Here is a 13,969-nt window from a genome sequence, read left to right on the forward strand (position 1 = left end):
ACCAGACATGCTGTTCAACCGCCACAAGACCGCGCTCGTCACCGCCGATCAGGCCCTGCCAGGCCGCCCGGCGCCCGCCTTCACCCTGGCCGAGCCGCACACCGTGCTCGGCCACCCACTGACCGGGCCCTACCCGGCCGGTCTTGAGGTCGCGGACTTCGGCCTCGGCTGCTTCTGGGGCGCCGAGCGGATGTTCTGGCGCCTGCCCGGCGTCTGGACCACCCTGGTCGGCTACCAGGGCGGTCACACCCCCAACCCGACGTACGAGGAGGTGTGCAGCGGGCAGACCGGGCACACCGAGGCCGTCCGCGTCGTCTACGACCCGGCGCTGATCTCCTACGAGACGCTGCTGAAGACCTTCTGGGAGGGGCACGACCCGACCCAGGGCAACCGCCAGGGCAACGACGTCGGCACCCAGTACCGCTCCGCCGTCTACACCCACTCCCCGACCCAGCAGACCATCGCCGAGTCCTCCGCCACCGCCTTCCAGCCCGCCCTCACCGCGATCGGCCTGGGCCCGATCACCACCGAGATAGCCCCCGCCGGCCCGTTCTACCCCGCCGAGCCCTACCACCAGCAGTACCTCTCCGACGCCAAGAACCCGGGCGGCTACTGCGGCCTGGGCGGCACCGGGGCGAGCTGCCCGATCGGGGTGGCCAGGACCGACGGCTGAGCCGACGCACGGACGAGCTGCTGCGGGATCTCCCGCGCAGCGGCCACGGCCCACCCCGACGTCTCGGGGCGGGCCGGCGCCGGCGGTCGGCCTGCGGGTCAGCCGGCCCGCAGCACGTCGGCTCGCAGCATCTCGGCCCGCAACGCCTCGGTCAGCCAGCCGAAGGCCGGGCCCAGGCTGATGCTGACCGGCCAGCCGTTGATGGTGGCGATCAGCTGCCAGTACCGCTCGTAGCGCGGGTCGTTGCCGTTCTCCATCCGGTCCAGCAGCCAGGCCCGGAACTCCGGGTCATCGGTGCGTCCGAAGAAGTCGGCGAAGGCGCCGGCCAGTTCGGCGAGCACCGGGACGGCCATCGGGGCGCCGGGGGCGATCCCGGAGTCCAGCGCGGCACCGGCCCTGGCCACCACCAGGTCCACCAGTGCCCGGTTGGCCGCGACGTCGTCGGCGGCCCCGGTCGCCGTGTCCCTGGCCTGGTACTCGGCGGCCTTGCGGACCCCGGCCCGGAAGCCCGGGTCCTGGACGAGTTCGGCCAACTCGATCCAGGCGTCGGTCTGCTCGGGCGTCGGGTCGTCGGGCAGCTCGGGCATCGCGGCGCGCATCTTGGCCATGAACTCGGGCCCCACCTCGATCCCCTCGAAGGCCTCGTCGATGAAGTCGTTGATCAGGCGGCGGCGCTCCTGATCGGTGAGCTTGGCGAGCTTGTGCATCAGTTCCATCTCCTCCGGTGTGGCCCCCCGCCGGGCCACCGCGCGCAGCACGGACCGGCGCAACCGCAGCGTGCGGATCTGCACGTCCAGCGCCTCGGCGTGCGCGTGGGCGACCTCGGGGACGGTCACCTCACGGGCCAGCAGGCGCTGGATGGTGGTGAGGTCGACGCCGAGGTCGCGCAGCGTGCGCACCAGGTCCAGGCGCGCGAGCGCGTCGGATCCGTAGAGCCGGTAGCCGGCGGGGGTTCGGTCGGTCGGCGGCACCACGCCCACATCGGACCAGAACCGGATGGTCTTGACCGGCAGACCGGTCAACCGGGCCAGCTCACCGATGGTGCGCAGGGTGTCGTCGTCCATGGCCACCACCTTGGGGTCTCCCGTCACTGGAGACTCAAGACTAATCGCGGCGTCACACCGCGCTGCCGGCCGTCCAGTCGGCCCAGGAGAGGTTCCAGTCGCTCAGGCCGTTGGCCGGATCCACCGTCCGGTCACCGGAGTTGACCACCTCCACCACGTCACCGACGAGCGAGGAGGCGTAGAACCTCGCGCCGTCGGTGCCCGGGTTCCCGGCGCCCTTGACGTCGCGCAGCGCGATGCAGCCGTGGCTGAGGTTGGCGTGGCCGTAGGCCGAGGCGGGCGACCAGTAGTTGCCGTGGATGAAGGTGCCGGAGGCGGTCAGGCGCTGGGCGTGCGGGACGTCGGGGATGTCGTACTCGTCGCCGAGGCCGACCGTGGCGCTGTCCATCCTGGTCGCCTCGAAACGCTCCGAGATGACCATCTTCCCGGCCCAGGTGCGGTGTTCCGGAGCACCGCCGATCACCTGGTAGACGGCGCCGACCCGGCCGTCGGTGGTCACCGTGAGCGTGCCGGCCGCGAGGTCGACGACCGAGGTCTGGGCCCGCCCGACGGTGAAGGCCACCTCCTTGGACTGGGTGCCGAACACGCCCTTCGCGCCCTCGACGTCCTTGAGCCGCAGCTTGAGCGTCACCTTGGTGCCCTTCGCCCAGTACTGCTGCGGGCGGAAGTCGAGCCGGGTGCTGGAGTACCAGTGGCCGACCACCGGCACGCCGGGGTCGGCGGCCACGGTGATCGCCTGCTGGACGGCCTTGCGGTTGGTCACCGGCTTGTTGAAGGTGATCGAGATCGGCATGCCGACGCCGACGGTGGCGCCGTTCTCCGGGGTGAAGGAGCCGGCGAAGGTGCTGGCGGGCTTCGCGGTGCTGAACGAGGCGGTGCTGTCCGCCGCGAGCTTGCGCGCGTCCGTGGCGGCGGCCGCCACGCTGTACTTGGTGCCGCTGCTCAGCGGCGCGGTGCTGGTCCAGCTCCGCGCGTCGGGCGCGAGCTGCCCGGCTATTCGCCCGCCCGCGGCGTCGGTGACGGTGACCTGGCCGAGGGTGCCGTCGGTGACCGTGACGGTGACGGGGGCGGTGAACGGGGCGTCGGCGGTGCCGTCGGCGGGCGAGACGGTGATCCGCGCCGCCGAGCCACCCACGGTGGGTCCGGCCGACGCGCCGGTCCCACCCACCGTGCCCCCGACCTTGCCCTTGCTGTTGCAGGCCGCGACCAGCATCACCGGCGCCCCGAGCAGCCCGGCCAGCACCCCGCGTCGACTCCAGGTCCCGTCGCTCGCCGTCACGTCCGTCTCCCTACCCTGATGGCCAATTCGGATCTAACGACTCATTTCAGGGCGAACCGGTTCCCCCGAAGAGGATCAGATCGTATGAGATGACCCGAGAGTGCGCCAAAAATGGACATACCGCCCAACCGGCAAGCGGCGGGCGGTATGCGGGAAGCGACGGTGGGCTACTCGACCTCGAACTCGTAGCTGTCGTCCTCCGGGTCGAACGCGGTCTGCGCGGACTCCCAGGTGGCCTGGGTCAGTTCGATCCCGGGAACGTCGCCGAGCAGCGCGACCGGGTCGATGAAGTGGGCGAGCGAACCCGACGGGTCCACCTCGATCGCCTCGACGGACTGGGCGCGCTCCTCGTCGTCGAGGTACTCGTCGGCCTCGACCTGGGCGAGCGCGGCGGCCTTGAGGGCGCCCTCGTCGGTGATCTCGGCGATCAGCTCGATGCTGAGCCGGACGTAGCGAGGGGCGTCGGTGTCTTCGATGCTGGTGCCTTCGGTGCTGGTCATGGGGCGAGCGTAGGCGAGAACCGGGTCCGGAACCCAATGAGGGCGCGGACAGCGGAAGAACGACGAGGGCCGGCCCCGGGAAACCCGGGACCGGCCCTGCCGGTGCCCCGCCCAGCTCCCCCACCCGGGAGCCGCGGAGCCGCGCCACCGAGGGCGCGAGGTGCCGTGGGAGCCGCCACACCCTGCCTCCCCACCGAGACGCGGCAGAAGCAGGGGCGGGACGACGACGGCTCCCACGTGGAGCCCCTCCGACCCGCGGACGGGTCGGGAGGGAGACACAGTGCACCGGGTCAGGACCGGTCCGTGTGTCCGACGGCACGGCGATCGGGGAGCCGCTCCCGGTCGCCGCCGCCGTCACGTTCGGCGTCTTGCCGTGCTCACTACAGTGCCGCACGGGTGTTAACCGGTTGCTGCGTCCAGATGTCGCGGGTGTACCAACCGCGATCGCCAACGAACCATCAGGTAAACCGCGCCTCGGCTCGGCTCGGCTGACGGTGCGTCAATACATCGGTGCGTCAATACATCGGTGCGTCAGTGCGTGGAGCGCCCTGCCATGAAGGCGAGCAGGTCCTGGCGGGTCACGATGCCCTGCGGCTTGCCCTCCACCAGCACCACGGCCGCGTCGTTCGCCTCCAGCACGCTCATCAGGCCGGTCACCGACTCGCCCGAGCCGACCACCGGCAGCGGCGCCGACATGTGCTGCTCCAACCGGTCGCTCAGCTGCGCACCACCGCTGAACAGCGCCGCCAGCAGGTCGCGCTCGGCCACCGAGCCGATCACCTCGCCGGCCATGATGTCCGGGTGCCCAGCACCCGGCGAGACCACCGGCATCTGCGAGACGCCGAAGTCGCGCAGCACCTGCACGGCCTCGCCGACCGTCTCGCCCGGGTGCATGTGGACGAACTGCGGGATGCCCTCGTGCTCGATGGCGTCCTTGCGGGCCAGCACCTCGCCGATGTGCGCCTCGTCCTCGGCGGTGGGCAGGAAGCCGTAGTCGGCCATCCAGTCGTCGTTGAAGATCTTCGACAGGTAGCCGCGGCCGCCGTCCGGCAGCAGCACCACGACCACGTCGTCCGGGCCCAGCCGCTTGGCGACCTCCAGCGCGGCCACCACGGCCATCCCGCAGGAGCCGCCGACCAGCAGGCCCTCCTCCTTGGCCAGGCGACGGGTCATCTGGAAGGAGTCCTTGTCGGAGACCGCCACGATCTCGTCGGCCACCGTGCGGTCGTAGGCGGTCGGCCAGAAGTCCTCGCCGACACCCTCGACCAGGTACGGGCGCCCGGTGCCGCCGGAGTAGACCGAGCCCTCAGGGTCGGCGCCGATCACCTGGACCGCGCCGCCCGAGGCGTCCTTCAGGTAGCGACCGGTGCCGGAGATGGTGCCGCCGGTGCCGACGCCCGCGACGAAGTGGGTGATCTTGCCGGCGGTCTGCTCCCACAGCTCGGGACCGGTGGAGTGGTAGTGCGAGGCCGGGTTCTCCGCGTTGGAGTACTGGTCCGGCTTCCAGGCGTTGGGGGTCTCGCGGACCAGGCGGTCGGAGACGTTGTAGTACGAGTCGGGGTGCTCGGGGGCCACCGCGGTCGGGCAGACCACCACCTCGGCGCCGTAGGCCCGGAGCGTGTTGATCTTGTCAGTGGACACCTTGTCCGGGCAGACGAAGATGCACTTGTAGCCCTTCTGCTGGGCCACGATCGCCAGGCCCACCCCGGTGTTGCCGCTGGTCGGCTCGACGATGGTGCCGCCGGGCTTGAGCGCGCCGGAGGCCTCCGCCGCCTCGATCATGCGCATCGCGATGCGGTCCTTGACCGAGCCACCCGGATTGAAGTACTCGACCTTCGCCAGCACGGTCGCGGAGATGCCCTCGGTAACCTTGGTGAGCTTCACCAGAGGGGTGTTTCCGACCAGCTCGATGATCGAATTGTGGTACCGCACGGGGGTCCTCCCGGTCGTTGGCCTTGGCAGTTCTTCGGTGCCTCAAGCCTATGGCTCCAGATGGCCGATGCCGCCCGATAGCGCGAAGGTGTCAAAGGGTATGGAGGCGATGGGTCCACGCGCTGTAAGAAGGGTGAAGTACCCACCAGCGGCGAGCCGCGCGTTAAGAGAGGACCGGCACCGCGTACCGCGGGTGACCGGACGGATGCGAAGGGGGTAGCCGGATGCCTGGGGCGCAGCATTCGAGGGCGCGGGTCGCCCGACGGATCGCCACCGCGGCGGCGTACGGCGGCGGCGGGCTCGGCCTGCTGGGGGCCGGACTGGCCGGAGTGCTGTTCACCGAGAGCCGGCTCGCGGTGCGCGCGGTCGGCCTGCTGGAGGGCGATCCGCCGAAGGCCGACGGCGTCTACGGGGAGGGGCTGGCCGACCACAGCGCCGAGCGGCAGGAGCCGCTGGTGCTGGCCTTCCTGGGCGACTCCACGGCGGTGGGCCTGGGGGTGCGGCGCAGCCGGGAGACCCCGGGCGCGCTGCTCGCCACCGGGCTGGCGGCGGTCGCCGAGCAGCGGGTGCGGCTGGTCAACGTGGCGGCCTCGGGCGCGCGTTCGGACGACCTGGCACGCCAGGTGCGGCTCGCACTGGTGCACCGGCCGCAGGTCGCGGTGATCATCATCGGCGCCAACGACGTCACCCGGCACACCCCGGCCGCCCAGGCCGTGCGACAACTCGGCGAGGCGGTCCGGGATCTGCGCACCCTCGGCTGCGAGGTGGTGGTCGGCACCTGCCCGGATCTGGGCACCATCAAGCCGGTGCGGCCGCCGCTGCGCTGGCTGGCCCGGCGGGTCAGCCGGCAACTGGCGGCGGCGCAGACCATCGCGGTGGTGGAAGCCGGTGGGCGGACCGTCTCGCTCGGCTCGCTGCTCGGGCCGGAGTTCGCGGCCAGACCCGAGATGTTCGCCTCCGACCGGTTCCACCCCTCCGCCCAGGGTTACGCCACCGCCGCGATGGCCGTGCTGCCCTCGCTCTGCGCCACCCTGGGGCTGTGGCCCGAGGCGGCCGAGCAGGAGCCGCCGGCCCGGCGCGAGGCGGTGCTGCCGGTGGCGGTGGCCGCGGCGACCGCGGCCGGGCAGTCGGGCACCGAGGTGGCCGCCACCGCGACCGGCGCCGGCGGCAAGCGCTGGGCGCTGGTCAAGCACCGGCTGCGGTTCGGCCTGCCGGAGGGCGCGCAGCCGCTGTCCGGCGAGTCGGCCAGCTCACAGCCGGGCACGGATGACGTACGCGCTACTTGAGAGTAACTTTCCTCTCCGTAGCAGCCGGACACACACCAGGGAGCCGTCATGCCCGAAGCCGTCATCGTCAGCGCCGCCCGTTCGCCGATCGGCCGCGCCTTCAAGGGCTCGCTCAAGGACGTCCGGCCGGACGACCTCACCGCCCAGATCATCGCCGCCGCGCTGGCCAAGGTCCCCGAGCTGGACCCGCGCCAGATCGACGACCTGATGCTCGGCTGCGGTCTGCCCGGCGGCGAGCAGGGCCACAACCTGGCCCGGATCATCGCGGTCCAGATGGGCATGGACTACCTGCCCGGCACCACCATCACCCGCTACTGCTCCTCCTCGCTGCAGACCACGCGGATGGCGCTGCACGCGATCAAGGCGGGCGAGGGCGACATCTTCATCTCGGCCGGCGTGGAGACCGTCTCGCGCTCGATCAACGGCAGCTCGGACGGGATGCCGAACACCCAGAACCCGCTCTTCGACGAGGCCGTCGCCCGCACCGCCAAGCGCGCCGCGGAGGGTGGCGGCCAGTGGCACGACCCGCGCGAGGACGGCCTGCTGCCGGACGCCTACATCGCGATGGGCCAGACCGCCGAGAACCTGGCCGCGCTCAAGGGCATCACCCGCGCCGACCAGGACGAGTTCGGCGTGCGCTCGCAGAACCTGGCCGAGGCCGCGATCAAGGCCGGCTTCTGGCAGCGCGAGATCACCCCGGTCACCACGCCGGACGGCACCGTGGTCTCGGCCGACGACGGCCCGCGCGCGGGCGTCACGCTGGAGGGCGTGCAGGGCCTCAAGCCGGTCTTCCGCCCCGACGGCACGGTCACGGCCGGCAACTGCTGCCCGCTGAACGACGGCGCCGCCGCGCTGGTCGTCATGTCCGACACCAAGGCGCGCGAGCTGGGCATCACGCCGCTGGCCCGGGTGGTCTCCACCGGCGTCTCGGCGCTCTCCCCCGAGATCATGGGGTACGGCCCGGTCGAGGCCTCCCGCCAGGCGCTGAAGCGGGCCGGGCTGACCATCGACGACATCGACCTGGTGGAGATCAACGAGGCCTTCGCGGCCCAGGTGATCCCCTCCTACCGGGACTTGGGCATCGACCTGGACAAGCTGAACGTGAACGGCGGCGCGATCGCGGTCGGCCACCCCTTCGGCATGACCGGCGCCCGGATCACCACCACGCTGATCAACTCCCTGCAGTGGCACGACAAGCAGTTCGGCCTGGAGACCATGTGCGTGGGTGGGGGGCAGGGCATGGCGATGGTGATCGAGCGACTGAGCTGAGGCCTGGGCTGCGCCGAGGACTTAACCCGAGGCCGTACCAAGCGGCGCCACCCGTTTGGCGTCACTGACGGTAATTGAGGGCCGGATCACACCACGAGGTGCGATCCGGCCCTCAACTCGTCTCCAGGCCCCCCGATTTCAACGCAGCGAAGTCGCCCAACCGCGCAGCGTACACCAGGGCACCCCAGAGATTTTTGGACAATGACGAACGTCACTGACATTTCGGACATCTTCCACTGCAGCACCACCCACCCATACGGCAGTGTGGAACCGTTCCCCTGTTCCACTCCGCGCGAGGAGTACGTTCCGTGAGCGCTGTGTACGTCGCCCTGCTGCTGGTCCTGATCTCCGTCTGCACTGCCGTGCTGCTCCAGGTGCGCGCCCTGCGCAAGCTGGCCGCCGACCGACCCGCCGGGTCGGGCGCGGTGGACGAGGACGCGATACGCCGTGCCGTCACCGAGGCGCTGGCGGCCGACCGCGAGCGGGAGATCAGCGAGGCCCGGGCATTCTGGGCCGAGCAGGAGGCCCGGGCGGCCGAGGACGACCCGCTGCTGGACGCCCCGTTCGGGGACGCCGCCGGGGAGCCGCTGGCCGGGCTGGGCGGTCTGGGCCCGGTGGAGAGCTGGCCGGTCTTCTTCCCCCGCCCGACCGGCCCGGAGGAGGCCGTGGACAACGCCGGCACCATGGACCCCTCGTTCGGCGAGGCCCTGCGCTCGGCGCTGGAGGACATGATCGGCGACAGCGGCCCGCTGCCGGGCCCGGTGGGCGGTGGTGCGCCGGGCGGCGAGGCCCACGAGGCCCGGGCGGCCCGCGAGGCGGACCTGCTGGCCACCGGACTCGACGCCGGACTGCTCGACCCCGATCCGACCGCCGCTGCCACCCCGGCGCCCGCGCCCGACCCGCGCCGGCACCCCTCGCACCCGGACTTCGTGCCCAGCCAGGCCCCGTCCCGCGAGTGGACCGACACCCGGCTGACCACGCTCGCCGAGGAGCGGATCGGGCTCACCGACGTGCGCCCGGGCCCGCTGGGCACCCTGGACGTGTACGCCTTCGCCGACGGCACCACGCTCTGCGTGGCCCCCGGCGACCGCGAGGCCGCCTACCGCCTGATCGACGCGGTCCGGGCCGGCGAGGACGTCCGGCTGCTCGGCGGCTCGCGCTTCTCCGGCTCGTACTCGCTGACCTTCTCGACCGACGAGGAGACGGTCTACGTCCTGGCCGACCGCGTGGTGGCCAGCATCTGACAGCCCGGCTCCGGATGGACCGCCTGCTGACCATCCGTCAGAGCGTCGCCTTCATCGTCGTCCGCACCGCCGCGACCGCCTCCGCCAGGAGTCCGGGCGCGGCGGTCGGCGTCTGTGCCAGCGCGGTGACCAGGTCGTGGCCGGCCACCGAGAGCTGATCGCCGACCGCGAAGACCCCGGCGTCCGGGATCTCGCGCGGCCGCGCGCCCGCGCCCTCGCCCTCCTCGACCAGCTGCGCCCAGTGCGCGAGTTGCCGGGCCAGCGCCAGCCCCGCCGTCGCCCGCGAGGGGTGGCCCGCGACCTTGCCGAGCAGGTAGCTCTGCGGCATCGCGCGGAAACGGTCCGCCAGCTGGTCCAGCACCGTCACCAACTCGTCCAGGCCGTCCGGCCCGTGCAGCCCGTCTTCACCCATGCCGCGAGCCTAGTGCCCCGCCGACGGCCGCTCCGGCGCCGGCCCCCGGCCCCGCTCCGGCCCCTGCCGCCAGTCGTCAGTCGTCGCCCCGCAGGATCGCGATCAGCCGCAGCAGCTCCAGGTAGATCCAGACCAGCGAGAGGGTCAGCCCGAAGGCCGCCCGCCACGACTCGCGGCGCGGTGCACCGGCGCCGATCGCCCGCTCCACCGCCGCGAAGTCCAGCGACAGGAAGAAGGCACCGACGCCCACCCCGACCAGCCCGACCACGATGCCCAACGGCCCGGAGTCCAGCCCCAGCGAGGCGCCGAGGAGCGAGGCCACCAGGTTCACCGCCAGCAGCAGCACGAAGCCCAGCGCGATGGCCAGCCCGACCCGGGTGTACCGGGCGGTGACCTTGATCCAGCCGCTCCGGTAGGCGATCAGCATGCCCGCGAAGACGGCGGCCGTGCCCAGCACCGCCTGGATCGCGATGCCCGGCCAGATGGCGTTGAAGGCCTTGGTGAGCGCCCCCAGGAAGAAGCCCTCCAGGCCCGCGTAGAGCAGCACCAGCGCCGGATTGACGCTCCGCCGGAAGCTGACCACCAGACCCACCACGAAGGCCGCCAGCGCGGCCAGGCCGGCGATCGCGAAGCTCGCGGTCCCCAGCGCGAACCAGGCCACCGCCCCGGCGGCCACCACCGTGAGCAGGGTCAGCGCGGTGCGGGCGACCACGTCGTCCATGGTCATCCGGCCGGTGCTGCGCGGGCCGGCGGCCGGCGCCCGGTACAGCTGCTCCAGTTCCTCGACGGTGCTGGGCTGTTGCTGCCCGCCGAACCCCGCGTATCCGGTGTCGCGGCCGAACGACCCCTCCCGCGAGAAGACCGGGTTGCTGCTCCTCATGATCTTCCTCCCAGGGCGGCGCGGCGCCGCCCGCAGGGGCCATGGTAATGCGTTGGTAAAGGAAACGCGGGAGGCCCGTACAACGGACAGCGCCCCGCCTCCCGAAGAGGTGGGGCGCTGTGACGTGCGCTGATGCTGGTGCCCGGAGCCGGACTCGAACCGGCACGGCCTCGCGGCCAAGCAGTTTTAAGCTGCCCGTGTCTGCGTTCCACCATCCGGGCGGGGGACCGCTGAGCCCGTGTGCGAGCCACCCCTGAGCCTAGTCGTCCCGATCCCCCTCGCGCATGTTCCTTGGCGGGGAAGTTGTCATGTTTCCTTGCCATCTGACGAACTGTCCGCAATTCGGCCAGCGCAACCACAGGATCCGGCCAGCGGGGGTCGTGTCATCCCGCAGGAGGAGGCGGAGCGCCCCGGCTAAGCCTGCGGGCCCCCCGGTCAACCGTCCGCCGGGGCGACGAAACCGGCGCCGGCACCGGCGAGCATGAAGGGACATATCGCACCGAACCGCCGTGCCCCAGCCGGCCGACGGCCGACCCCCAGGAGCACCCGTGACCACGACGACCGCCGTGCGAACCGGCCGGGCCGCCGCCCGAGCCGTCCGACTGAGCAAGGTGTACGGCTCCGGTGAAACCCGCGTGGTGGCACTGGACGAGGTCGATGTCGAGTTCCGGCAGGGCGAGTTCACCGCGATCATGGGCCCCTCGGGCTCCGGCAAGTCCACCCTGATGCACTGCATGGCCGGGCTCGACTCGGTCAGCTCCGGCTCGGCCACGATCGGCGAGACCGAGCTGGTCGGCCTGCGGGACAAGCAGTTGACCCAGCTGCGCCGGGACAAGATCGGCTTCATCTTCCAGGCCTTCAACCTGCTCCCCACGCTCAACGCGCTGGAGAACATCACGCTGCCGATGGACATCGCCGGCCGCAAGGTCGACGAGGCCTGGCTGGACGCGGTGGTGGAGACCGTGGGCCTGTCGGGCCGGCTGACGCACCGCCCCTCCCAGCTCTCCGGCGGCCAGCAGCAGCGGGTGGCCTGCGCCCGCGCGCTGGCCAGCCGCCCGGAGATCGTCTTCGCCGACGAGCCCACCGGCAACCTCGACTCCCGCTCCGGCGCGGAGATCCTCTCCTTCCTGCGCAACTCGGTGCGCGAACTGGGCCAGACCGTGGTGATGGTGACCCACGACCCGGTGGCCGCCTCCTACGCGGAGCGGGTCGTCTTCCTCGCCGACGGCCGGATCGTCGACGAGCTGGCCGACCCCACCGCCGACGCCGTCCTGGACCGGATGCGTCGTTTCGACGCCAAGGGCCGCACCAAGTGATCCCGACCCGGCCGTGAACGACCGGGGCTGGAGGCAGGACCGCTTGGCGGCGGGACCGCCTGACGGCCCGTCAGTGCGGCGGGCAGCAAGAAGGCCCCGGCCGGTGGTCCTCGCCACCGGCCGGGGCCTTCTCGCGGTCCTGCTTGTCCTGCTCGTCTTGCGTTTCGTACCCCGCCCGGTCGCACGGCCGGCTGAGCACCACGGAGGTCGTGGTCCGGCGACACTGCCGGGCGGAGGGCCTCCGACTCACACCCCGGCTCCCTGCCGCCGGGGTCAGTCGCTTACTGCTGCGCTTGCGTACCGCGCCTACGTGCTGTGCCTACTTGCTGGCGAGCGCCTTGTCGGCCTTCTCGGCCTCGGCGGGCACGGCCGGCGCGGGGACGGCGACGGTGACCTCCTGGAAGGCACCGAACGGCTTCTCCATCTCCGAGAGGCCGACCGTCTCGCGCTTGAGGAACATCGCGAGGGTCCAGTCGGTGAAGACCCGGACCTTGCGGTTCATGGTCGGCACCCGGCTGCCGTGGTACAGGCGGTGGAACCACCAGGCCGGACGGCCCTTCAGCTTGTACTTGCCGAAGAGGATCGCCACACCCTTGTGCAGGCCCAGACCGGCGACCGCACCGAGGTTCTTGTGCTTGTACTCCTTCTGCGGGAAGCCCCGCATGCCGGAGATCACGTTGTCGCCGAGCGCCACGGCCTGGCGCACCGCGTGCTGGGCGTTCGGCGGGCACCAGGCACCCTCGCCGGCGGCCAGGTCCGGCACCTGCGAGTTGTCGCCGGCCGACCAGACGTTGTCGAAGCCCTGGACCTGCAGCGTGGGAGCGGTGTCGACGTGGCCGCGCGGGCCCAGCGGCAGGCCGAAGTTGGCCACCACCGGGTTGGGCTTGACGCCCGCGGTCCACACGATGGTGGAGGCGTCGGCCTCGACGCCGTTCTTCAGCACCACGTGCTGGTCGACGCAGGAGTCCATCGAGGTCTCGATGTAGATCTCGATGGCGCGCTCTTCGAGCTTCTCCTTGGTCCACAGACCGAGGTCCGGGCCCATCTCCGGGAGGATCCGGTTGGCCGCCTCGACCAGGATGAAGCGCATGTCGTCGCGGCTGACGGTCTTGTAGAGCTTCGCCGCGTCGCGGGCCATGTCCTCGACCTCGGCGATGGTCTCGACGCCGGCGAAGCCGCCGCCGATGACCACGAAGGTGAGGGCCTTGCGGCGGATCTCCGGGTCCGTGGTGGACTCGGCCTTGTCCAGCTGCGCCATGACGTGGTTGCGGAGGCTGATCGCCTCCTCGACCGTCTTCATGCCGATGCCGTGCTCGGCCAGGCCGGGGATCGGGAAGGTGCGGGAGACCGAGCCGGTGGCCACGACCAGGTAGTCGAAGGTCAGCTCGTAGCTGTCGCCGGCCAGCGGCGCGATGGTGGCGACCTTGCGGGCGTGGTCCACAGCGGTCACGTGACCGGTGAGCACCTCAGCCTTCTTCAGGGCGCTGCGCAGCGGGGCGACGAGGTTGCGAGGCGCGACGTTGCCGCCGGCCGCCTCGGGAAGGAAGGGCAGGTACGTCATGTACGACCGCGGGTCGACGACCGTGACGGTCGCCTCCCCGTAACGCATCTTCTTGAGGATGCGCATCGCGGCATACAGGCCGACGTAACCACCGCCGACAATGAGGATGCGAGGACGCTCCGTGGTGCTCATATCGGAAAGTATCCAGCACCCCTTGGAGCACCCTGCGTGAGGCCCGTCACAAGGGTCTGGACAGCCTCTGCTACACTGCCCGGCCACAGTTGGGGGCTTGAGGATCGGTCAAGCGGTGCCCGGCGGGCTCGTGCGGAGGTTTGGGCTCCGGAAGCCCGGTTGAGCAGCAACGATCCGGCTGCCCACCAGGTTCCCGAGCACTGTTTCGATTGCACCGGCGGACCCGGAGCTCCACCTGGGATCCATCGGGCCGGCGCCACCGGCGACCTTCACTCTCGCAATCCGGACGAAGTGCCCCGCGGACCGAGCCGAAAGTCCTATTCTCCATGTGAAGAAATTCACGAACTTTCTCGCGGGACCCGGCGCGGCCACCGCTCCGGGCGGCCCGCCGGGTGTCCGCAAGGGGGTCCGACAGGTGGAC

General features: G+C 71.6%; 12 protein-coding genes and 1 tRNA gene. 5 read left to right on the forward strand and 8 right to left on the reverse strand.

The genetic code is table 11. From position 1 onward, the window contains the following. The first annotated feature begins 7 nt into the window (after positions 1-7). A complete protein-coding gene (gene msrA, locus P3T41_RS04715; RefSeq protein ID WP_280687887.1) occupies positions 8-673 on the forward strand; it encodes a peptide-methionine (S)-S-oxide reductase MsrA in 666 nt (221 codons plus the stop codon). 98 nt (positions 674-771) lie between these two features. Here the strand turns inward: msrA and P3T41_RS04720 are convergent, their stop codons facing one another. The 4 genes from P3T41_RS04720 to P3T41_RS04735 form a co-directional block, all read right to left on the reverse strand. Beyond that, positions 772-1,737: a MerR family transcriptional regulator gene (locus P3T41_RS04720; RefSeq protein ID WP_280687889.1), complete on the reverse strand. Its 966-nt coding sequence runs from the start codon at positions 1,735-1,737 to the stop codon at positions 772-774. A 52-nt stretch (positions 1,738-1,789) separates the two neighbouring features. After that, positions 1,790-3,016 (reverse strand): Ig-like domain-containing protein, encoded by a 1,227-nt coding sequence (locus tag P3T41_RS04725; protein WP_280687891.1) that lies wholly within the window; start codon positions 3,014-3,016, stop codon positions 1,790-1,792. 167 nt (positions 3,017-3,183) lie between these two features. Then, a complete protein-coding gene (locus P3T41_RS04730; RefSeq protein ID WP_280687893.1) occupies positions 3,184-3,516 on the reverse strand; it encodes a hypothetical protein in 333 nt (110 codons plus the stop codon). Between the two features lie 531 nt (positions 3,517-4,047). Then, positions 4,048-5,448 (reverse strand): cystathionine beta-synthase, encoded by a 1,401-nt coding sequence (locus tag P3T41_RS04735; RefSeq protein ID WP_280687894.1) that lies wholly within the window; start codon positions 5,446-5,448, stop codon positions 4,048-4,050. Positions 5,449-5,672: 224 nt separating this feature from the next. On the opposite strand from P3T41_RS04735, the gene P3T41_RS04740 reads away from it, so the two are divergent. The 3 genes from P3T41_RS04740 to P3T41_RS04750 all read left to right on the forward strand — a co-directional run bounded on the left by P3T41_RS04740 (position 5,673) and on the right by P3T41_RS04750 (position 9,247). Next, positions 5,673-6,734, forward strand: coding sequence for an SGNH/GDSL hydrolase family protein (locus P3T41_RS04740; protein WP_280687896.1), 1,062 nt, complete (start codon positions 5,673-5,675; stop codon positions 6,732-6,734). 48 nt (positions 6,735-6,782) lie between these two features. Beyond that, positions 6,783-8,003, forward strand: coding sequence for an acetyl-CoA C-acetyltransferase (locus P3T41_RS04745; RefSeq protein WP_280687897.1), 1,221 nt, complete (start codon positions 6,783-6,785; stop codon positions 8,001-8,003). Between the two features lie 308 nt (positions 8,004-8,311). After that, positions 8,312-9,247 (forward strand): hypothetical protein, encoded by a 936-nt coding sequence (locus P3T41_RS04750; protein WP_280687899.1) that lies wholly within the window; start codon positions 8,312-8,314, stop codon positions 9,245-9,247. A gap of 37 nt (positions 9,248-9,284) precedes the next feature. Here P3T41_RS04750 and P3T41_RS04755 read toward each other — a convergent pair whose 3' ends face one another. From P3T41_RS04755 to P3T41_RS04765, 3 genes are all read right to left on the reverse strand, one after another. Continuing rightward, entirely contained in the window at positions 9,285-9,659 is a 375-nt protein-coding gene (locus P3T41_RS04755; RefSeq protein ID WP_280687901.1) for a hypothetical protein, read from the reverse strand. 76 nt (positions 9,660-9,735) lie between these two features. Beyond that, positions 9,736-10,539, reverse strand: coding sequence for a Bax inhibitor-1/YccA family protein (locus P3T41_RS04760; RefSeq protein ID WP_280687903.1), 804 nt, complete (start codon positions 10,537-10,539; stop codon positions 9,736-9,738). A gap of 136 nt (positions 10,540-10,675) precedes the next feature. Further along, positions 10,676-10,760: transfer RNA gene (locus tag P3T41_RS04765), tRNA-Leu, on the reverse strand. Between the two features lie 327 nt (positions 10,761-11,087). On the opposite strand from P3T41_RS04765, the gene P3T41_RS04770 reads away from it, so the two are divergent. Next, complete coding sequence (locus tag P3T41_RS04770; RefSeq protein ID WP_280687905.1) at positions 11,088-11,855, forward strand: ABC transporter ATP-binding protein; 768 nt, start codon at positions 11,088-11,090, stop codon at positions 11,853-11,855. Positions 11,856-12,174: 319 nt separating this feature from the next. On the opposite strand, the gene P3T41_RS04775 is transcribed toward P3T41_RS04770, so the two are convergent. Beyond that, positions 12,175-13,548 (reverse strand): NAD(P)/FAD-dependent oxidoreductase, encoded by a 1,374-nt coding sequence (locus tag P3T41_RS04775; RefSeq protein ID WP_280687907.1) that lies wholly within the window; start codon positions 13,546-13,548, stop codon positions 12,175-12,177. Between the last annotated feature and the right edge of the window lie 421 nt (positions 13,549-13,969).

Origin of the sequence: Kitasatospora sp. GAS204B, assembly GCF_029892155.1 — a bacterium.
Classification (GTDB): domain Bacteria; phylum Actinomycetota; class Actinomycetes; order Streptomycetales; family Streptomycetaceae; genus Kitasatospora.